Source organism: Rahnella variigena, assembly GCF_003610915.1.
Lineage (GTDB): Bacteria > Pseudomonadota > Gammaproteobacteria > Enterobacterales > Enterobacteriaceae > Rahnella > Rahnella variigena.
This window is the reverse complement of the sequence record NZ_NSDJ01000001.1, coordinates 835,302-855,757: the sequence shown is the minus strand read 5'-3', so window position 1 is coordinate 855,757 and position 20,456 is coordinate 835,302. Positions and strand designations below refer to the sequence as shown.

At 52.4% G+C, this 20,456-nt stretch carries 22 protein-coding genes; 12 read left to right on the top strand and 10 right to left on the bottom strand.

The window, feature by feature from the left end:
- The 3 genes from hslU (at nt 1) to rraA (ending at nt 2,965) form a co-directional block, all read left to right on the top strand.
- Nucleotides 1-1,335, top strand: coding sequence for an HslU--HslV peptidase ATPase subunit (hslU, locus tag CKQ54_RS03970; protein WP_112289345.1), 1,335 nt, complete (start codon nt 1-3; stop codon nt 1,333-1,335).
- 97 nt (nt 1,336-1,432) lie between these two features.
- Nucleotides 1,433-2,359: a 1,4-dihydroxy-2-naphthoate polyprenyltransferase gene (locus CKQ54_RS03965; RefSeq protein WP_120163791.1), complete on the top strand. Its 927-nt coding sequence runs from the start codon at nt 1,433-1,435 to the stop codon at nt 2,357-2,359.
- 120 nt (nt 2,360-2,479) lie between these two features.
- The gene (gene rraA, locus CKQ54_RS03960; protein WP_104923992.1) at nt 2,480-2,965 is read left to right on the top strand and encodes a ribonuclease E activity regulator RraA; all 486 of its coding nucleotides are present in this window, start codon (nt 2,480-2,482) and stop codon (nt 2,963-2,965) included.
- 64 nt (nt 2,966-3,029) lie between these two features.
- On the opposite strand, the gene zapB is transcribed toward rraA, so the two are convergent.
- A complete protein-coding gene (gene zapB / locus CKQ54_RS03955) occupies nt 3,030-3,269 on the bottom strand; it encodes a septal ring assembly protein ZapB (RefSeq protein WP_013577585.1) in 240 nt (79 codons plus the stop codon).
- A gap of 576 nt (nt 3,270-3,845) precedes the next feature.
- On the opposite strand from zapB, the gene CKQ54_RS03950 reads away from it, so the two are divergent.
- The 3 genes from CKQ54_RS03950 to glpX all read left to right on the top strand — a co-directional run bounded on the left by CKQ54_RS03950 (nt 3,846) and on the right by glpX (nt 7,414).
- Nucleotides 3,846-4,694 carry an MIP/aquaporin family protein gene (locus CKQ54_RS03950; RefSeq protein WP_120163792.1) on the top strand — a complete coding sequence of 283 codons (849 nt, stop codon included), beginning with the start codon at nt 3,846-3,848 and terminating at the stop codon, nt 4,692-4,694.
- Between the two features lie 45 nt (nt 4,695-4,739).
- Nucleotides 4,740-6,263: a glycerol kinase GlpK gene (gene glpK / locus CKQ54_RS03945; RefSeq protein ID WP_112289342.1), complete on the top strand. Its 1,524-nt coding sequence runs from the start codon at nt 4,740-4,742 to the stop codon at nt 6,261-6,263.
- Nucleotides 6,264-6,403: 140 nt separating this feature from the next.
- Nucleotides 6,404-7,414 carry a class II fructose-bisphosphatase gene (gene glpX, locus CKQ54_RS03940; protein ID WP_113877617.1) on the top strand — a complete coding sequence of 337 codons (1,011 nt, stop codon included), beginning with the start codon at nt 6,404-6,406 and terminating at the stop codon, nt 7,412-7,414.
- A 64-nt stretch (nt 7,415-7,478) separates the two neighbouring features.
- On the opposite strand, the gene emrD is transcribed toward glpX, so the two are convergent.
- Nucleotides 7,479-8,672, bottom strand: a complete 1,194-nt coding sequence (emrD, locus tag CKQ54_RS03935; protein WP_120163793.1) for a multidrug efflux MFS transporter EmrD — start codon at nt 8,670-8,672, stop codon at nt 7,479-7,481.
- 309 nt (nt 8,673-8,981) lie between these two features.
- Between emrD and fpr the strand changes: the two genes are divergently transcribed.
- Nucleotides 8,982-9,728 carry a ferredoxin--NADP(+) reductase gene (gene fpr, locus CKQ54_RS03930; protein WP_113877619.1) on the top strand — a complete coding sequence of 249 codons (747 nt, stop codon included), beginning with the start codon at nt 8,982-8,984 and terminating at the stop codon, nt 9,726-9,728.
- A 16-nt stretch (nt 9,729-9,744) separates the two neighbouring features.
- Here the strand turns inward: fpr and CKQ54_RS03925 are convergent, their stop codons facing one another.
- Nucleotides 9,745-10,167 (bottom strand): DUF805 domain-containing protein, encoded by a 423-nt coding sequence (locus CKQ54_RS03925; RefSeq protein ID WP_120163794.1) that lies wholly within the window; start codon nt 10,165-10,167, stop codon nt 9,745-9,747.
- 158 nt (nt 10,168-10,325) lie between these two features.
- Between CKQ54_RS03925 and CKQ54_RS03920 the strand changes: the two genes are divergently transcribed.
- Nucleotides 10,326-10,934 carry a DUF1454 family protein gene (locus tag CKQ54_RS03920; protein ID WP_120163795.1) on the top strand — a complete coding sequence of 203 codons (609 nt, stop codon included), beginning with the start codon at nt 10,326-10,328 and terminating at the stop codon, nt 10,932-10,934.
- Between the two features lie 127 nt (nt 10,935-11,061).
- Nucleotides 11,062-11,829: a triose-phosphate isomerase gene (gene tpiA / locus CKQ54_RS03915; protein ID WP_112289336.1), complete on the top strand. Its 768-nt coding sequence runs from the start codon at nt 11,062-11,064 to the stop codon at nt 11,827-11,829.
- Between the two features lie 103 nt (nt 11,830-11,932).
- Here the strand turns inward: tpiA and CKQ54_RS03910 are convergent, their stop codons facing one another.
- From CKQ54_RS03910 to cpxP, 3 genes are all read right to left on the bottom strand, one after another.
- A complete protein-coding gene (locus tag CKQ54_RS03910; RefSeq protein ID WP_113877622.1) occupies nt 11,933-12,922 on the bottom strand; it encodes a sulfate ABC transporter substrate-binding protein in 990 nt (329 codons plus the stop codon).
- Nucleotides 12,923-13,105: 183 nt separating this feature from the next.
- Nucleotides 13,106-14,092 (bottom strand): 6-phosphofructokinase, encoded by a 987-nt coding sequence (gene pfkA / locus CKQ54_RS03905; RefSeq protein WP_112289334.1) that lies wholly within the window; start codon nt 14,090-14,092, stop codon nt 13,106-13,108.
- 347 nt (nt 14,093-14,439) lie between these two features.
- Nucleotides 14,440-14,949, bottom strand: coding sequence for a cell-envelope stress modulator CpxP (cpxP, locus tag CKQ54_RS03900; RefSeq protein ID WP_120163796.1), 510 nt, complete (start codon nt 14,947-14,949; stop codon nt 14,440-14,442).
- A 152-nt stretch (nt 14,950-15,101) separates the two neighbouring features.
- Here cpxP and cpxR point away from each other — a divergent pair, with 152 nt between their 5' ends.
- From cpxR to trmL, 3 genes are read left to right on the top strand one after another with little or no spacing between them, the layout of a single operon-like run.
- Entirely contained in the window at nt 15,102-15,803 is a 702-nt protein-coding gene (cpxR, locus tag CKQ54_RS03895; protein ID WP_013577597.1) for an envelope stress response regulator transcription factor CpxR, read from the top strand.
- Nucleotides 15,800-17,170: an envelope stress sensor histidine kinase CpxA gene (gene cpxA / locus CKQ54_RS03890; RefSeq protein WP_112289332.1), complete on the top strand. Its 1,371-nt coding sequence runs from the start codon at nt 15,800-15,802 to the stop codon at nt 17,168-17,170. Before cpxR ends, cpxA begins: the two co-directional genes overlap by 4 nt.
- 37 nt (nt 17,171-17,207) lie before the next feature.
- A complete protein-coding gene (trmL, locus tag CKQ54_RS03885; protein ID WP_112289331.1) occupies nt 17,208-17,681 on the top strand; it encodes a tRNA (uridine(34)/cytosine(34)/5-carboxymethylaminomethyluridine(34)-2'-O)-methyltransferase TrmL in 474 nt (157 codons plus the stop codon).
- A gap of 53 nt (nt 17,682-17,734) precedes the next feature.
- Here trmL and cysE read toward each other — a convergent pair whose 3' ends face one another.
- The 4 genes from cysE to grxC all read right to left on the bottom strand — a co-directional run bounded on the left by cysE (nt 17,735) and on the right by grxC (nt 20,449).
- Nucleotides 17,735-18,556, bottom strand: coding sequence for a serine O-acetyltransferase (cysE, locus tag CKQ54_RS03880; RefSeq protein ID WP_013577600.1), 822 nt, complete (start codon nt 18,554-18,556; stop codon nt 17,735-17,737).
- 87 nt (nt 18,557-18,643) lie between these two features.
- The gene (gene gpsA / locus CKQ54_RS03875; protein ID WP_113877623.1) at nt 18,644-19,663 is read right to left on the bottom strand and encodes an NAD(P)H-dependent glycerol-3-phosphate dehydrogenase; all 1,020 of its coding nucleotides are present in this window, start codon (nt 19,661-19,663) and stop codon (nt 18,644-18,646) included.
- Nucleotides 19,663-20,133, bottom strand: coding sequence for a protein-export chaperone SecB (secB, locus tag CKQ54_RS03870; RefSeq protein WP_013577602.1), 471 nt, complete (start codon nt 20,131-20,133; stop codon nt 19,663-19,665). Before secB ends, gpsA begins: the two co-directional genes overlap by 1 nt.
- 64 nt (nt 20,134-20,197) lie before the next feature.
- Complete coding sequence (gene grxC / locus CKQ54_RS03865; RefSeq protein ID WP_013577603.1) at nt 20,198-20,449, bottom strand: glutaredoxin 3; 252 nt, start codon at nt 20,447-20,449, stop codon at nt 20,198-20,200.
- Nucleotides 20,450-20,456 lie beyond the last annotated feature (7 nt).

Below are 20,456 nucleotides of genomic sequence, written 5' to 3'. Positions count from 1 at the left end.
ATGTCTGAGATGACCCCGCGCGAGATTGTCAGCGAGTTAGACAGCTACATCATTGGCCAGGATAAAGCGAAACGCGCCGTGGCCATTGCTTTGCGTAACCGCTGGCGCCGTATGCAGCTTGATGAAGCGCTGCGCCACGAAGTCACCCCGAAAAATATTCTGATGATCGGCCCGACCGGTGTCGGTAAAACCGAAATCGCGCGTCGCCTGGCCAAACTGGCTAATGCGCCGTTCATCAAAGTTGAAGCGACCAAATTCACCGAAGTGGGTTATGTCGGTAAAGAAGTAGACTCTATTATCCGCGATCTGACCGATTCCGCCGTGAAAATGGTGCGCCTGCAATCGATTGAGAAAAACCGTTACCGTGCCGAAGAAATGGCTGAAGAGCGCATTCTCGACGTGCTGATCCCGCCAGCGAAAAATAACTGGGGACAGGCCGACGAAGCGCAGGAACCTTCTGCTGCACGCCAGAACTTCCGCAAGAAACTGCGTGAAGGCCAGCTCGACGATAAAGAAATCGAAATCAGTCTGGCATCCGGTCCGATGGGCGTTGAAATCATGTCCCCTCCGGGCATGGAAGAAATGACTAATCAGCTCCAGTCGATGTTCCAGAGCATGGGGGCTCAGAAACAGAAACCGCGCAAACTGAAAATCAAAGAAGCGTATAAGCTGCTGATTGAGGAAGAAGCGGCAAAACTGGTGAACCCGGAAGAGCTGAAAGAACAGGCGATTGAAGCCGTTGAACAGCACGGTATCGTGTTTATTGATGAGATCGATAAAATCTGTAAACGCGGCGGCCAAAGCTCCGGTCCTGACGTTTCCCGTGAAGGTGTTCAGCGCGACCTGCTGCCACTGGTAGAAGGCTGCACGGTTTCGACCAAGCACGGCATGGTGAAAACGGATCACATCCTGTTTATCGCCTCCGGTGCTTTCCAGACTGCCAGCCCGTCAGACCTGATCCCTGAATTGCAGGGCCGTCTGCCAATCCGTGTGGAACTGCAGGCGCTGTCGACTGAAGACTTCGAGCGCATCCTGACCGAGCCGAGTGCTTCGCTGACTCATCAGTACAAAGCATTGATGGCGACCGAAGGCGTGACCATTGATTTCACGGCTGACGGTATCCGTCGTATTGCCGAAGCAGCATGGCAGGTGAACGAAACCACCGAGAACATTGGTGCACGTCGTCTGCATACCGTTCTGGAGCGTTTGATGGAGGATATCTCCTATGACGCGAGTGAAAGTAACGGAATCTCTATAAACATTGATGCAGATTATGTTAGAAGCCACCTTGACCAGCTGGTAGCTGATGAAGATCTGAGCCGTTTTATCTTATAATTTGCTCATACGTTCCGAAAGTGATCTTCAGGGAGGCGTTTGCCTCCCTGATTTTTTTTAGATTTCGGACTGATTCTTCACCTGAGCGAAATCACCTATGAGCACAATGACTCCCTGCACCCCGACAACGCCTGCCCGCGCGTGGCTGGAAAGCCTGCGTCCAAAAACGTTGCCCCTGGCTTTTGCCTCTATCGTCATGGGGTCTGCCATTGCCAGCCTGCAAGGCGTTTTCCATCCGCTTATCGCGCTTCTGGCACTTCTGACTGCCGGATGTCTGCAAATTTTGTCGAATCTGGCAAATGACTATGGCGACGCCGAAAAAGGCAGCGATACCCCCGATCGCGTCGGGCCATTGCGCGGTATGCAAAAAGGCCTGATTACGGCCGCACAAATGAAGCGCGCCATCATGCTGACTATTGCGCTGACCATCGTTTGCGGGATTGCACTGATTGCCGTTGCCTGCCACAAACCGAGCGACGTGGTAGGTTTTCTGATCCTCGGTCTGCTCTCGATTGGCGCCGCCATCACCTATACCGTCGGCACGCGCCCTTACGGTTACATGGGACTGGGTGATATTTCCGTGCTGATTTTCTTCGGCTGGATAAGCGTCGCGGGCACATTCTATTTGCAGGCGGGTTATTTCGACTGGATCGTGATGTTACCGGCGACGGCGACCGGTTTGCTCTCGACCGCGGTGCTCAATATCAATAATTTGCGCGATATCGAAACCGACAGTGCGAATGGCAAGAACACGCTGGCTGTACGTCTCGGCCCGGTCAATGCCCGCCGCTATCATGCAACCATTTTGACGGCCGCTGTCGTGTGTCTGGCGATATTCTCCGCCGTGCATCTGCATCACTGGACTGGCTGGTTGTTTATTCTGGCGATTCCGATGCTGGCAAAACACGTCCTGCGTGTGATGCGCGCTAAAACATCCACCGAAGTACGTCCCCTTCTGGAACATATGGTAAAAGCGGCGTTACTGACTAACATCTTGTTTGCGATGGGTCTGTTGCTCAACTGAGTAAAGTTGGCCTGATGTGCGTTTATCGGGCTGCTTTTCACATTTAACAATTGATGATTTTGCCAACATCTGCCGGAAAGGGATATACTGAACACTCATGCAGCAACCAGATGAAATCCTATGAAATACGATACTTCCGAACTTTGCGACATCTACCATGAAGAAGTGAATGTCGTCGAACCCCTGTTCTCCAACTTTGGCGGCCGTACTTCATTTGGCGGGCAAATCACGACAGTGAAATGCTTTGAAGATAATGGCTTGCTTTATGACCTGCTGGAAGAAAATGGCCGTGGCCGCGTGTTAGTGGTCGATGGCGGCGGCTCTGTTCGTCGCGCATTGCTGGATGCCGGACTGGCACGCCAGGCATTGCAAAACGAATGGGAAGGCATTGTGATTTACGGTGCTGTCCGTCAGGTAGACGATCTGGAAGAGCTCGACATCGGCATTCAGGCGATGGCAGCCATTCCTGCGGGCGCAGGCAGTGAAGGGATCGGCGAAAGCGACATTCGTGTCAATTTTGGCGGCGTCACCTTCTTCTCCGGCGATCATCTGTATGCCGACAATACCGGCATCGTGTTGTCAGAAGATCCGCTCGATATCGAGTAAACCGCTGTTTTCAGCCACAAAAAAGGACGCCGAGGCGTCCTTTTTCATTGAATGGCGGAAGTACTCAGACTTCTTCCATTTTTCCCAACAGTGCACGCAGACGATCCTGCCAGACGTGTTGTTCTTCTTTCAGCTGCGCGTTTTCACGCACCAGAGACTCGTGATTGCCGCTGGCCTGCTGAACTTCCTGAGACAAGGTGTTGTTCTGCTCTTTCAGTTCTTCGATTTCCATCTGCAACAGAGTGATGGTATCAATCGCTTGCTGAACTTTAGCTTCTAATTTCTCAAATACTTCAAATGACATTTTTCGGTCCCCTTATGTTCGCAAGGCGCACATCTTATGTTCTGCCGCATCGTCCGGACACGGCTCAAAAATTCCTGCACTCCGTCGATTTTCATAACGAATTCAATTCAAAATTTCGTATAAACGTCGGGTGTCTTAACGGGTGATTGTATGTAGCCAGCTTTGCCCTGTCTACCCAGAACCCCTTTATCCACGCAGTCTGTTGCAATTTAACAGTGCCGGGTATCAGGAAATGCTTAAAAAGCGGTACCGCTTACCAGAAATCGTCCTTAATACCGAATAACCTTAGCCGCCGTAGTGCTATGCGGCGGGGTGTTCGTTTGGCTCAAACGCCCGTATAAAATGTTAAACCCTGTGCTTTTTGCTCTACATCAAGTTAAGCCAATACGCGAAATCGCTCATTTTTATGACACGACACACAAAATTTGATTTCGCTATTTCTCGTTTATGCTCGTTAACGATAAATTCACATTACGTTCTCATTTAATGATGAACGTCAAAATCCGATTACGTTCACGTACGCACGACAGAAAAACTATAACTAACCATTAACATCATCCTTAGCAGGATCAAACTATGAGCCAAACCATGAGTTCCACATTAAAAGGTCAGTGCATCGCTGAGTTTCTGGGTACCGGGCTTATCATTTTCTTCGGTGCGGGCTGTGTTGCTGCGCTGAAACTTGCCGGAGCATCCTTTGGCCAGTGGGAAATCAGTATCGTCTGGGGATTTGGTGTGGCAATGGCCATCTACCTGACTGCCGCGATTTCAGGCGCACACCTGAACCCGGCTGTAACCGTCGCATTATGTTTGTTCGCGAACTTTGAAGGACGCAAAGTTCTGCCTTACATCATCGCACAGGTTGCAGGCGCCTTCTGTGCCGCCGCACTGGTCTACGGCCTTTATTACAATCTGTTCTTCGATTTCGAGCAAAGCCACAACATGGTGCGCGGCAGTGTCGAAAGTCTGGATCTGGCCGGTATCTTCTCGACCTATCCAAACCCGCACATCAGCGTATTACAGGCATTCTTCGTTGAAACCGTGATTACTGCAGTTCTGATGGCGCTGATCCTCGGCCTGACTGACGACGGTAACGGCCTGCCGCGTGGCCCGCTGGCACCGCTGCTGATCGGTATTCTGATTGCAGTTATCGGCGCATCAATGGGGCCACTGACCGGATTCGCCCTGAACCCTGCGCGTGACTTCGGTCCTAAACTTTTCGCCTACTTCGCTGGCTGGGGCAAAGTCGCCTTTACCGGTGCCCGCGATATCCCTTATTTCCTGGTGCCAATTTTCGGTCCGCTGGTGGGTGCTGCCCTGGGTGCCGCCGGTTATAAAGCGTTGATTAGTCGCAATCTGCCACATCAGATTAATGTGCCGGTTGAAGATAAAGCACCGCAGCCAACCAAACAGCGTAAGGCCTGATCGGCTAAACTGTTCCACAGCTTACTTATTCGCAGGATGAACATTATGTCAGCAGATACGACTCACGAAAAAAAATACATTGTCGCACTCGACCAGGGTACGACCAGTTCACGCGCCGTGGTTCTGGATCACGATGCCAACATCGTCAGCGTTTCACAGCGCGAATTCACCCAGATATACCCTAAATCTGGCTGGGTTGAGCATGACCCGATGGAAATCTGGTCTTCGCAAAGCTCGGTGCTGGTGGAAGTGCTGGCGAAAGCCGACATCAACTCTGATCAGATCGCCGGTATCGGTATCACCAACCAGCGTGAAACCACCATCGTGTGGGAAAAAGAAACCGGCAAGCCAATCTATAACGCGATTGTGTGGCAATGCCGCCGTACTGCTGACATCTGTGAAAAGCTGAAAAAAGATGGCATGGAAGAGTACATCCGTCATAACACCGGCCTGGTGGTTGACCCGTATTTCTCCGGCACCAAACTGAAATGGATCCTCGATCACGTTGAAGGCTCCCGCGAGCGTGCTAAACGTGGCGAACTGCTGTTCGGCACCGTTGACACCTGGTTAGTCTGGAAAATGACTCAGGGACGCGTTCACGTAACGGATTACACTAACGCCTCACGTACCATGCTGTTCAACATCCACGACCTGAAGTGGGATGACCGTATGCTGGAAGCGCTGGATATTCCGCGTGAAATGCTGCCGGAAGTGCGTCCTTCTTCTGAGATTTACGGCCAGACCAACATTGGTGGTAAAGGCGGTACGCGTATTCCTATCGCCGGTATCGCAGGTGACCAGCAGGCGGCGCTGTACGGCCAGCTTTGCGTGCAACCGGGTATGGCGAAAAATACCTACGGCACCGGCTGCTTCCTGCTGATGAACACCGGTACTGAAGCGGTCGCGTCTAAAAACGGTCTGCTGACCACCATCGCCTGCGGTCCGCGCGGCGAAGTGAACTACGCACTGGAAGGCGCGGTGTTTGTTGGCGGGGCTTCGATTCAGTGGCTGCGCGACGAACTGAAACTGATCAGCGATGCAACAGACTCCGAATACTTCGCGTCTAAAGTGAAAGACACCAACGGCGTTTACGTGGTACCGGCTTTCACCGGACTCGGTGCGCCTTACTGGGACCCGTATGCCCGTGGTGCCATCTTCGGTCTGAGCCGTGGCGCCAACAGCAACCACATCATCCGTGCAACACTGGAATCTATCGCTTACCAGACCCGCGACGTGCTGGATGCGATGCAGGCTGACTCAGGCACACGTCTGCAGGCGCTGCGTGTGGACGGCGGCGCGGTTGCCAACAACTTCCTGATGCAATTCCAGTCAGACATTCTGGGCACCCGCGTTGAGCGTCCGGAAGTGCTGGAAGTCACCGCGCTGGGTTCTGCTTTCCTCGCAGGTCTGGCCGTCGGCTTCTGGAACGATCTGGAAGAAGTGCGCAGCAAAGCCACTATCGAACGTGAATTCCGCCCAAGCATTGAAACGACGGAACGTAATGTCCGCTATAAAGGCTGGCAAAAAGCGGTGGCACGCGTTCGCTCGTGGGAAGATCACGACGAGTAATCGCCGGATATTATCGCCAACACCTTTCTGAAACTCCCCGCACGGGGAGTTTTTTTATGCCGATTCCCCGTTGTGCTAAAATCGCTCCACAGATGAGCCCTGCCTCACCGACCTCTTTTTTTCTTTCTACAGGCTTTCCAATGAAACGTGAATTAGCAATCGAGTTCTCCCGCGTGACCGAAGCTGCCGCGCTCGCCGGTTATAAATGGCTGGGCCGGGGTGATAAAAACCTCGCCGACAACGCTGCCGTTCAGTCCATGCGCATCATGCTCAACAAAGTCGATATCGACGGCACTATCGTCATTGGCGAAGGGGAAATTGATGAAGCGCCGATGCTGTATATCGGTGAAAAGGTCGGTACCGGGAATGGCGATGCGGTGGATATCGCGGTCGATCCGATTGAGGGTACGCGCATGACTGCAATGGGACAATCCAACGCACTGGCCGTTCTGGCCGTCGGCGACAAAGGGTCTTTCCTCAATGCGCCGGACATGTACATGGAAAAAATCGCCGTCGGGCCGGGTGCCAAAGGCGCTATCGATCTGAACCTGACGCTGGCTGAGAATCTGGCAAATGTAGCCAGAGCGCTGGATAAACCCCTGACAGAACTGACTGTGGCTGTTTTGGCGAAACCACGCCATGACGACGCTATCCGTGAAATGCTGGCCTCCGGCGTGCGTGTGTTCGCATTCCCGGACGGTGACGTGGCGGCAACTATTCTGACCTGTATGCCGGAAAGCGAAGTGGACGTGTTGTACGGCATCGGCGGCGCACCTGAAGGGGTGATTTCCGCTGCAGTGATCCGCGCGCTGGATGGTGATATGCAAGGCCGTTTACTGGCACGTCATCACGTGAAAGGCGATACACCGGAAAACCGCCGCATGGGCGAAGATGAGCTGGCGCGTTGCCAGGCGATGGGGATTGAAGCCGGTAAAGTGCTGCTGCTTGATGATATGGCGCGCAACGATAACGTGATTTTCTCCGCGACCGGCATTACCAAAGGCGATTTGCTGGAAGGCATCAGCCGCACGGGGAATATGGCGACCACCGAAACGCTGCTGATCCGCGGTAAATCCCGCACCATCCGTCGTATACGCTCGACGCATTATCTCGACCGTAAAGACGCCGCGTTGCACGAATTTATTATCTGACCGGATGCCTTAAAGACAAAAAGCAGAGCTCAGGCTCTGCTTTTTTTATGCGCCGGAAACAGTATCAGACCGTGTGGCCCTGCTCCTGCTGCCGGTTGGACATTGGCCACCAGCACAGCAAGATCAGCACCGCCATCGCAAACATCAGCAAGCCCAGACTGAACTGACCGGTTTGCGGCAACATCGCGGACATCCACGCCACCAGCCCTGAGCCCATATTTTGCAGGCCACCCACCAGCGCACCCGCCGCACCCGCCAGATACGGAAAAGGCTCCATTGCACCGGTAGTTGCCAGTGGGAACAACATCCCAGCGCCGAAGAAGAACAGAGAAGCGGGAACGATCAGCGTCCAGATATTCATGATGCCCAGCCAGCCCGGGATCCACATCGCCAGCCCGGCCAGCAGACAACTGATGACCGAATGCCACATCAGCTGCTGGAAACTTTTTTCGGTACGCCCGGCATACCAGGCACCAAAGAATGCCGCGGGGATCGGCAGGATAAACAGGATGCTGACCATCACGCCGCTCAGTCCGAGAACACCGCCCATCAGCACGCCACAACTGGCTTCGAAAACTGCCACACCGGCCAGCGCACCCACCAGCATTACCAGATAGCGGCTGAAATTGGCGTCGGCCAGGAGTAAACGCAGGCTGGCGAGCATTTTACGCGGCGGATTATCAGCCGTGAATCCCGGACGGGTTTCAGGCAGCCAGCGGTACATAGAAAACGCCACGCCCGCGCACAGGATCAGCAGAAAACCAAAGCTTGCACGCCAGCCCAGCCACGCAGACAAAGCCCCGCCGATGACCGGCGCCAGCAGCGGACTCACCAGAATTCCCATGTTCAGCAGGCTGTTGGCATGACGCAGTGCGCCGCCGCTGTACAAATCACGCGGCATGGTGCGCGCCATCACGCCCGCCACGCCGGTACCCAGCCCCTGAACCGCACTGGCCAGGATCAGCATATTCAGACTGGTCGACATCATTGCGCCCGCCGCGCCAATCAGGAAAATCATCAGACCGGTCAGGATCACCGGTCTGCGCCCGATGTTATCGGAGAGCGGTCCGTAAATCAGCTGTGAGCCGCCGTACGTCAGCAGATAGGCCGCCATCACACGCTGCACGGCACCGGGTTTCACCGCCAGACTGGTTGCCATATCCGCGATATTCGGCACATAAATGGTTTGCGCCATCTGGCCAACAGCGACCAGCAAAATCAGCATTACAAGCAGGTGAATGTTTTCCAGTTTTTTCATTTTTCAGTTCATTATCAGACAGTGATGGAAAAGTGCAGAACAAATAACCAGTAAAACCGGCCGCACGGGCGGCGGCGCATAAGTTAACAAATTAAGATGAATAAGCGAGTATCGCAGTGAACTATCCCGTCTGCCGACTGGCAGCAGGATAAGCCAGCGGTGTAACGCTGGGTGTACGAAAATCGATACTGGCTAACCAGAGCTGATCAGGCTGATAACATTTAACCGATAAGGGATCCGAAAAATTTGAAATAAAATCAGGCCTCAATTTCGGTATTCATGAATAAATCAGGAACAACGGGAGTTTTTATGGCTGATTGGGTAACGGGAAAAGTCAAAAAAGTTGAGCACTGGACAGACAATTTGTTCAGCATCACGGTCAATGCACCGGTCGATCCTTTTACCGCAGGTCAGTTCGCCAAACTCTCTCTGGATATCGATGGCGAACGCGTTCAGCGTGCCTATTCGTATGTGAATCCGCCCTCCAGCAACGAACTGGAGTTCTATCTGGTCAATGTGCCGGAAGGAAAGCTCAGCCCGCGCCTGCACGTGATGCAGCCGGGTGACGAAATTAATATCACCAAAGAAGCCGCAGGTTTTTTCGTCATCGAAGAAGTGCCGGAATGCGACACGTTGTGGATGCTGGCAACCGGCACGGCAATCGGGCCGTATCTGTCGATTTTGCAGGAAGGGCTCGGGCTGGAGCGGTTCAAAAATATTGTTCTGGTTCACGCTGCACGCTTCGCGGCTGACCTGAGTTATCTGCCACTGATGCAACAGCTTCAGCGTCGCTATGAGGGCAAATTACATATTCAGACCGTGGTCAGCCGCGAAGAGATTGCCGGTTCGCTGAGCGGTCGCGTACCGGCGCTGATTGAAAACGGCACGCTGGAAAGCGCTGTCGGCCTGAAGATGCTGGCAGAAGACAGCCATGTGATGCTGTGCGGAAACCCGCAAATGGTGCGCGATACCCAGCAAGTCCTGAAAGACACGCGGGGTATGCGCAAGCATCTCAAACGCAAGCCGGGCCATATGACCAGCGAGCATTACTGGTAAGCCTGTTCCTGCAAAACTAGCGGAATTTAACGTCATCCGGTTCCGGGCCAAAACGATTTGTGCCCGGCGTACCGACAAACGCGCCGCAGTCGATAATCAGCATGATGAAAATCACGGATGGCGCCAGACGGCCTAACACCCAGCTCCAGGTTTGCGGCATCGCCGCTGCCCAGTTTCCGGCCACCAGCATCCACGCCAGCACAAACAGCAATGCCCACCAGGCGGATTTATTGCGATCATGCAATCTTTTCACCAGCACCGCCGCGGTCGGCCACAGTAATACGACCAGCGCAAAACCGGCGGTCTGATAGGTAATCCATTCCTGTGCGGCAAAAAAGAAATCAGCCACCATCAGAATCAGCCAGCTGACCATCCAGATCCAGAAATCGCGGCGGCCAAGGCGGCCGTTAAAAGAAAACAGTGCATGCTGTAACGTCATTGACAGTCCGTTCCGTAAAGTCCAATGGGAGTAAATTGTTAAATCAGGCGGAGTGTAACCTACAGGCAGCGGCCGCGAGAATCTTTACGCTCTCCTTTTGACATTACCCCCCGTTCCCCGCTTTAATCGGTCTGTTGAAACAAAATAAGAAATGCCCTATGACTGTTGCTCAATCTTTATTACGTCTGGCGCTGCCCGCGCTGCTGATGCTGGCGAGCCAAAACACCGCGCTTGCCGACCCGCCGGCCGACCACTCAGGCGCGGAAGAAATGCCCAAAGCTCCTTACCTGCTGGCTGGCGCACCGACGTTTGAAACGACGCTGATCAACTTCCGCGCCAAATACAATGAAGCCAATCCGACCCAGCAGATCGGCGAGTTTCGTTCTATCAGCGATAAATCGCCGAACAGTTCCCTGACCCGGGCCGCCAGCAAGATTAACGAAAATCTTTACGCCTCGACGGCGCTGGAAAAAGGCACCGGCAAAATCAAAACGCTGCAAATTACCTATTTGCCGATTCAGGGTGCCGAAGAGAAAGCCGCGCGCACGCTGGCGATCAGCTACATGGCAAACCTGATGCGTCAGTTTGACGCCACACTTTCTGCGCCACAAAGCGTGGCGAAAGTGACGTCCATGATTGAGAAAGGTAAAGGTCAGCAGTTTTATAAGCAGGAAGTAGGCGCGGTGCGTTTTGTGATTTCAGACAATGGCGAAAAAGGTCTGACATTCGCCGTGGAGCCGGTCAAGCTTGCGCTGGCTGAGCCGTGAGATGACGGCTTTTAATGACAAAAAGCAAAGCCTTTACGTCCAATGATCTCTATACTGTTGCACAGGTAATCTGCTTATTTGGCAGAAATTTTAATCGACACTCGCGTCCCCTTTTGGAGGAAAAAACATGCGACATCCATTAGTGATGGGTAACTGGAAGCTTAACGGCAGCACCCACATGGTTAACGAACTGATTGCTGCTCTGCGTACTGAACTGAGCACAGTAGTAGGTTGTGGCGTTGCGATTGCTCCACCAGAAGTTTACCTGTCACAGGCTAAACACGCTCTGGCTGGCAGCCGTATCGCGCTGGGTGCTCAGAACGTTGATGCTAACCTGTCCGGCGCATTCACCGGTGAAATCTCTGCCGACATGCTGAAAGACATCGGTGCGCAATACATCATCATCGGTCACTCAGAACGCCGCACTTACCACAAAGAAAGCGACGAGTTCATCGCGAAGAAATTCGGCGTGCTGAAAGAAGCGGGTCTGATCCCTGTTCTGTGCATCGGTGAAACCGAAGCAGAAAACGAAGCAGGCAAAACTGAAGCCGTTTGCGCTAAGCAACTGGATGCGGTTCTGAACACTCTGGGCGCGAAAGCATTCGAAGGCGCTGTTATCGCTTACGAACCAGTTTGGGCGATCGGTACCGGTAAATCTGCAACTCCTGCGCAAGCTCAGGCTGTTCACAAATTCATCCGTGACCACATCGCGAAACAAGATGCTGCGGTTGCTGAACAAGTAATCATCCAGTACGGCGGTTCCGTTAACGCGGCTAACGCTGCTGAGCTGTTCACCCAGCCAGACATCGATGGCGCACTGGTTGGCGGCGCATCACTGAAAGCGGATGCTTTCGCAGTGATCGTGAAAGCGGCTGCAGAAGCTAAACAAGCGTAAGCCTGTTTCTTTTCTTCTGCGCAAAAAAAACCCCGGCATGCCGGGGTTTTCTTTTTTGTATGCAAAGAGAGTTATTTGCGAAAGACCTGTCTGTAAAACGTCATTAACGCTTAGAGATCTGATCAAAAATACCGTCTGTCGCGAAATGGTCTTTCTGCGCCTGTGCCCAGGTACCTGCAACCTGATCAATGGTGAACAGTTTCAGTTTCGGGAATTCAGAAGCGAATTTCTTTTCGACTTGCGGATCACGAGGGCGGTAATAGTTTTCTGCCGCGATAGTCTGGCCTTCCGGTGAATACAGATACTTCAGATAAGCATCCGCCACAGTGCGGGTATCACGTTTATCCACCACTTTATCGACCACAGAAACCGTTGGCTCAGCCAGAATCGATTCGCTTGGCGTCACGATTTCAAACTTATCTTTGCCGACTTCTTTGGTCGCCAGCAACGCTTCGTTTTCCCACGCAATCAGCACATCACCGATACCGCGCTCAACGAAAGTATTGGTTGCGCCACGCGCGCCGGAATCCAGCACTTCGACGTTTTTATACAATGCTTTCACGAAATCCTGAGCCTTCGCTTTATCATTGTTGTTGTGATGCAGGGCATAACCCCATGCTGCGAGATAGTTCCAGCGGGCACCGCCTGACGTTTTAGGGTTCGGCGTGATAACCGACACACCCGGCTTGATCAAATCATTCCAGTCGTGAATTTGTTTCGGATTGCCTTTGCGCACCAGGAAAACAATGGTGGACGTATAAGGTGCAGAGTTGTCCGGCAGACGGGTGATCCAGTTTTTATCGATACGGCCGCGCTCGGCAATAGCATCAACGTCATAAGCCAGCGCCAGTGTTACCACATCCGCTTCAATGCCGTTAATAACAGACGTGGCCTGTTTTCCTGAACCGCCATGTGACTGACGCACGGTCACGGTATCGCCCGTTTTAGCCTGCCAGTATTTGCTGAACGCCTTGTTGTATTGTTCATAGAACTCACGCGTTGGATCGTATGACACGTTCAGAATCTGAATATCTTTGGCAATTGCTCCGGTTGCCACCAACAGTAATCCCAAACCTACAGCCCATTTACGCATCGTACTCTCCCGAGATAGTTTCTATGGATTTCATTTATTTGTTCGTTAAGGAGAGCGTGCCAGATAAAAATGAAACGTATAAAGAATAAAAGGTTTTTTTCTATTACTTTCTGGAATAAACAAAAGACGGGCGAAAAAAAACCTCCCGTAAAGGAGGTTCTTTCCATTGCGTAATCAACTGTATCAGAACAGTTTTTTCGCAGTGTCGTACCAGTCTTCTTTGAATTTGCTTTTCTTATTCTCTGGTGCGATACAAACCGAGATCAGCTCGTGAACCATTTTCTCGTTTTCTACGCCGACACAGAAACCGCCCTGAGAATAGTCGCGGCCTTCTTCCAGCAGCAGGTCAACAGCATAAGCGCCCATGCGGGAAGCTAAGATGCGGTCGTAAGCGACTGGCGCACCACCACGCTGAATGTGACCTAATACCGTGCCACGCGTTTCGCGGCAGGTTTCTTTCTCAATGTATTTGGCCAGCTCTTCGATGTTATCTAACTTCTCAGTGATGGCGACGATCGCGTGTTTTTTACCTTTCGCGATGCCTGCTTTGATTTCAGCAACCAGATCATCACGTTTGAATTCAACTTCCGGGATAGCAATAAATTCGCAACCACCGGCAATCGCAGCCGCCAGAGTCAGGTCGCCGCAATAACGGCCCATCACTTCAACGATGGAGATACGCTGGTGTGAAGAGGAGGTATCACGCAGACGGTCAATCGCTTCTACCACAGTGCCCAGCGCCGTGAAGAAACCGATGGTGTAGTCAGTACCGGCAACATCGTTATCGATAGTGCCTGGCAGGCCGATACAACGGATGCCGCCTTCTTTGGTCAGCAAGTCTGCACCTGCATAAGAACCGTCACCACCGATAACCACCAGGCCATCAATACCGCGGTCTTTCATATTCTGCAGCGCTACTTTACGCATTTCCGGGTCACGGAATTCCGGGAAACGAGCTGAACCCAGGAAAGTACCGCCGCGGTTAATCATGTCTGAAACGCTGTAGCGATCCAGTTTGCGCATGCGGTTTTCGTACATGCCGAGGTAGCCATCTTCAATACCGTAGACTTCTAAATCTGCAGATAAAGCGGAGCGGACAACGCCACGGATCGCAGCATTCATGCCTGGGGCATCGCCACCACTTGTCAGTACACCAATTTTTTTGATCATGACTACCTCTGAACTTGTAGATGCAATTTCTTAAGAATCTTGAGCCAGCCTGTTGGGCGAATTTTTCTTGTGCAGCCAAAAGGGCTTACTAGCGTTTGAGCCTATAGTATAACAAAACACCGGTGCTGAATTGATTCAAGTCAGCAAGAATACGCATACACTGCTCTGTACTTCGCAATTTACTGATTCATACGGCTTTTACAAGATATTTCCCGTTCGTTACGCGCAGATTTCCACCTTGTTAATTTCCGCTTTTGTGAACCCATCCCGAATTGCAGGCAAAAAAAACCCCACCTTTCGGCGGGGGAAGACAGGGATGGTGTCTATGGCAAGGAAAAACAGGGATCTTACTCGGTCGTGCTGGTACTACTCGTCTTCTGGGCAGAAGAGGGCTGTAATCCAGATAACTGCTTACGCATCTGTTGCATGCGCTGCTCATGTTTCTGGTTCAATACATCTTTTTGCTCAGGCGTCAGCAGATTAAACATCTGGTTGCGGATGCGGGCCATTTCGACCTGACGATCCACCTGTTCCTGAGCCATTAATTCGGCTTGTGCCCGGACTGCGGCCTGATCAAACTTTTCGGCGGTAACCAACCTGTGCATCGTTTCTATCTGTTCTACATTTACATGAGGCAGATCTTTACGAGCCTGGTGCATCAGGTCACGCATTTGCTGGCGCTGCTGCTCAGTGAGATTTACACCATCAAACATGGTGTTGCGTTCCTGAGGCTTATCCAACATCGTGCTATCATGTTCTGCTGGCATCGCCGACACTGGTTTTGCGCCATCTGCTAAAACGACACCTGAACTCAGCGTCAGAAGCGTGGCCAAACCGAATGAAGCTGCCTTAAACATCACATACTCCTAAAGTCTTTATCGCTTCATCGCGAATCATTGAAAAGCAGTCTAAACCTGCTGCTGCAAACAAGCGTCAGTGCTTGTAAAAGTACGTAAAGTCATGGAATAGCGGCAATTGATGACGTATTTTGCGTCTAGAGGTAAATACAATGAATAAAATTTTGTTGGTTGATGACGACCGTGAACTGACTTCACTTTTGAAAGAATTGCTCGAAATGGAAGGCTTTAATGTTGTGGTGGCTTACGACGGTGAGCAGGCATTAGAGAAAATCGATAATACCATCGATCTTCTGTTACTTGACGTGATGATGCCGAAGAAAAACGGCATTGAAACCCTTAAAGAATTACGCCAGCGCCACCAGACGCCAGTGATTATGTTAACCGCTCGCGGCAGTGAATTAGACCGTGTTCTTGGCCTCGAACTGGGTGCCGATGACTATCTGCCAAAACCGTTTAATGACCGCGAACTGGTTGCCCGGATCCGGGCGATGTTGCGCCGTTCCAACTGGAGCGAGCAGCAGCAAACCAATGAGAACAACGGTTCACCGACGCTGGAAGTCGATGGCTTGCAGCTGAATCCGGGCCGTCAGGAAGCCAGCTTTAATGGCGAAGCGCTGGATCTGACCGGTACCGAATTTACCCTGCTGTATTTACTGGCAAAACATCTCGGACAGGTCGTTTCCCGCGAACATCTGAGCCAGGAAGTATTGGGTAAACGCCTGACACCGTTTGACCGTGCGATTGATATGCACATCTCTAATTTACGCCGTAAATTGCCCGATCGTCAGGACGGACATCCGTGGTTTAAAACCCTGCGCGGACGCGGTTATCTGATGGTTTCTGCTTCATGATAAACAGCCTTACGGCACGTATTTTTGCCATTTTCTGGTTTACGTTAGCCCTGGTGCTAATGCTGGTATTGATGGTGCCGAAACTCGATTCACGCCAGATTACGCCGTTGCTCGATAACGAACAACGGCAGGGCCTGATGATTGAACAGCACGTCGAAGCTGAGCTGGCGACCGATCCTGCCAATGATCTGATGTGGTGGCGCAGACTGTTCCGCGCTATCGACAAATGGGCTCCGCCGGGTCAGCGTTTGTTGCTGGTCACCAGCGAAGGGCGCGTGATTGGCGCTCAGCGCAATGAAATGCAGATTGTACGTAACTTTATCGGTCAGTCTGATAACTCAGATCGTCCGAAAAAGAAAAAATATGGCCGTGTGGAAATGGTCGGGCCCTTCTCGGTTCGTGATGGTGAAGACAATTACCAGCTTTACCTGATGCGCCCTGCCAGCAGTTCTCAGTCTGATTTTATCAACCTGATGTTCGACCGCCCTCTGCTTCTGCTTATCGTCACTATGCTCATCAGCGCCCCGCTGTTGCTCTGGCTGGCGTGGAGTCTGGCGAAACCTGCGCGTAAGTTGAAAAACGCCGCAGATGACGTTGCACGCGGCAATCTCAAGCAGCATCCGGAACTCGAAGCCGGCCCGCAGGAATTCCTTGCGACCGGTGCCAGTTTCAACCAGATGGTCAGCGCTCTCGAACGAATGGTGACGGCGCAACAACGGCTGATATCTGATATCTCACATGAACTTCGTACCCCGCTGACGCGTCTGCAACTGGCTACTGCGCTGATGCGTCGTCGTCATGGCGAAGGTAAAGAGCTGCAACGCATTGAAAATGAAGCGCAACGTCTTGATGGTATGATCAATGACTTACTGGTGTTATCACGCAGTCAGCATAAAAATGAGCTGTCGCGCGAGACCCTGAAAGCCAATGAACTGTGGGAAGGCGTGATTGACGATGCGCAGTTTGAAGCCGAGCAGATGGGCAAAACGCTGGAGGTCACGTCGCCGCCTGGTCCGTGGAAACTGATCGGGAATGCCGCGGCACTCGACAGCGCACTGGAAAATATTGTGCGTAATGCCCTGCGTTATTCACATCATCACATTGCGCTGAACTTCGCCCACGACAGTGAAGGGATCACCATCACCGTTGATGACGACGGTCCGGGCGTGAGTGAAGAAGATCGTGAGCAGATTTTCCGTCCGTTCTACCGGACTGATGAAGCGCGTGACCGTGAATCCGGCGGTACCGGCCTTGGGCTGGCTATCGTGGATACTGCGGTTCAGCAGCACAGAGGCAAAGTCAGAGCCGAGGACAGCCCGCTGGGCGGCCTTCGTTTGATTATCTGGCTGCCGCTGCACCAGCGCTAAGTTTCTGCTATTCTGCGTTCCTCTATCAGGGGGACGCATGCTTAACATCGTTTTATTTGAACCAGAAATCCCGCCAAATACCGGCAATATTATCCGCCTGTGTGCCAACACCGGATGTCAGCTTCACCTCATCGAACCTTTAGGTTTCGGCTGGGACGATAAACGTCTGCGCCGCGCCGGGCTCGATTACCATGAATTCGCCCATATTAAGCATCATGCCAATTATGACGCGTTCCTCAGCAGCGAAAATCCACAACGTCTTTTTGCACTGACGACCAAAGGTACGCCCGCGCACAGTGCCGTCAGCTATCAGGATAATGATTTCCTGCTGTTCGGCCCTGAAACACGTGGTCTGCCGGCATCCATTCTGGATAATCTGCCCGCACAGCACAAAATCCGTATTCCGATGCTCGCAGAAAGCCGCAGCATGAACTTGTCGAATGCTGTTTCGGTGGTGGTATATGAAGCCTGGCGCCAGCTGGGATATCCGGGCGCACTGCTGAAAGAATAGCGTTGTGGAAATGAAGACGATGGCATGCAGAATGATGCCATCGGAAATGCCTGTCAGATACCGTCGCCGAATTCAAAACCCTGCGCAATACCGTTGAAATGCTGATCCATATCCATGGAAGGACGCTCGCTTTCCGGACGCCCGACAATACGCGCCGGTACGCCTGCAGCGGTGGTATGCGGAGGAACGGATTGCAACACGACTGAGCCCGCCCCGATTTTCGCACCCGCACCCACTTCGATATTACCGAGTATTTTCGCACCAGCACCAATCATGACGCCTTCACGAATTTTAGGGTGACGGTCGCCGCAAGTTTTACCGGTACCGCCAAGGGTAACGGATTGCAAAATCGACACGTCGTTCTCAACAACAGCCGTTTCACCGATGACAATTCCGGTCGCATGGTCAAACATGATGCCGCAACCAATGCGTGCTGCCGGATGAATATCTACGCCAAAGGACACTGAAATCTGATTCTGGAAATAAATCGCCAGCGCTTTACGATCCTGCTTCCACAGCCAGTTACCGATACGGTATGCCTGAAGTGCGTGGAAACCTTTCAGATAGAGCAGCGGAGTCGAATATTTATCGACCGCCGCATCGCGCTGATGCACAGCCAGAATGTCGCGGGCAGCGGACAAGATCATTTGTTCGTCGTTGCGATAGGCTTCTTCAACCACTTCACGGATAGCCATCGCGGGCATAATCGGATTGCCCAGCTTATTGGCCAGAATGTAGCTCAGTGCGCCGCCCAGCGTTTCATGTTTAAGTAACGTCGCATGGAAAAAACTCGCCAGCATCGGTTCACACTCAGCCAGTGCTCTCGCTTCTGATTTAATGTTATTCCAGACCAGCTCTAATTCTTCTAGCGACATCACTTTTCCTTACGACTTTGCAAGTTCGGGTAATAAAAAGCCGCCCTGTCGGGAACACCAACAAGGTGGCTATACTTTATACGCCTTTCAGTGGCTGTGTTTTTCGTCCTTGCTCGCACGGGCAAGTAAACTGATCGCTGCTTCACGCGCATCTTTACCGCAGTACAACACCTGGTAAATCTGTTCTGTGATTGGCATTTCAACGTTGTTACGCTGCGCCAGAGCCCGTACTTCTTTCGTATTGCGATAGCCTTCTACAACCTGTCCGATGGTGTCCTGAGCGGTCTGAACATCCTTGCCTTGTCCCAGCATAATGCCGAAACGACGGTTGCGGGACTGGTTGTCTGTGCAGGTTAACACCAAATCACCCAGCCCTGCCATGCCCATAAATGTCGCAGGGTCAGCGCCCAAAGCGGCACCCAGACGTGTCATTTCAGCCAGCCCGCGGGTAATCAGCGCGGTTCGGGCATTAGCGCCAAAGCCAATACCATCTGACATTCCGGCACCAATGGCGATAACGTTTTTAATCGCACCACCCAGCTGAACGCCGATAAAATCCGGGTTGCTGTAGACACGAAAACTTTTGCCACAGTGCAGTAACTGCTGCAAATCGTCGGCAAACGTCGCATCGGTTGCGGCCAGAGAGATTGCCGTCGGCATACCTGCCGCGAGTTCTTTGGCGAATGTCGGCCCGGAAACCACGGCTAACGGAATGGCATCGCCGAGTTCTTCGCGTGCGACATCCTGCAACAGACGGCCGGTTTCCGCCTCCAGCCCCTTCGTCGCCCACACCACACGCGCATCAGGACGCAAGTGAGGTTTCAGCTGGCGCAATACGTCACCAAATACATGGCTGGGTACCACAACCAGCACATTACGGCTGGCGGCTAACGCGACAGACAGATTAGTTTCGAGCAACAGATTATCGGGGAACGGAACATCAGGAAGGAATTCCTGATTACAGCGGGCACGTTGTAAGGCGTTGATGTGGTCGGGATTATGTCCCCACAGCACAACGGGATGGCCATTTCTGGCGAGAGTAATCGCTAAAGCGGTGCCGTACGAGCCGGCACCGATCACTGTCATTGACGCATTGACGGTTTTCATCAGGCATCCTGATGCGGTTCTGCACCTTCGCCTTCAGCTTGCTGTTGCAGATAGTTCATGAACAGAGCGTCAAAGTTAACAGGTGCCAGATTCAGTTGCGGGAAAGTACCGCGGGAGACCAGGCTGGTGATGCACTCACGGGCATACGGGAACAGAATGTTCGGGCAATATGCACCCAGGCAATGCGCCATCTGGTTACCATCGATACCGGAGATGGTGAAGATACCACCTTGCTGAACTTCACACAGGAACGCAGTTTCGTCGCCCAGAGAAGACGTTACGGTCACACGCAAGACAACTTCGTATACACCTTCGGCCAGCTGGCTGGAAGCGGTATCAAGATCCAGTTTAACTTCTGGCTGCCAGTCTTGCTGGAAAACCTGAGGCGCATTTGGCGCTTCAAAAGAGATGTCTTTGGTATAAATACGTTGGATCTGGAAAGCCATCTCGGTGTTATTTTGTTCTGACATGTGAGTAGTACCCTTAAGTTAATAGTCCTTTTAAACACGTAATGCGAAACCACCGCCGCCCTGATTAACCCAGCATTGGGTCAAGGCCACCGCGTGCATCAAGTGCATGTAAATCATCACAACCGCCAACGTGCTGTCCGTCGATAAAGATCTGAGGAACCGTTGAACGACCGCTGCGGGCGATCATTTTTTCACGCTTATCTGCATCACCATCGATAGCGATTTCATCGAATGAAGCGCCTTTGCTATTGAGCAGGGCTTTCGCACGATGGCAGTAAGGGCAGGTTGCCTTGGTATAGATTTCAATTTTAGCCATGGGTTCC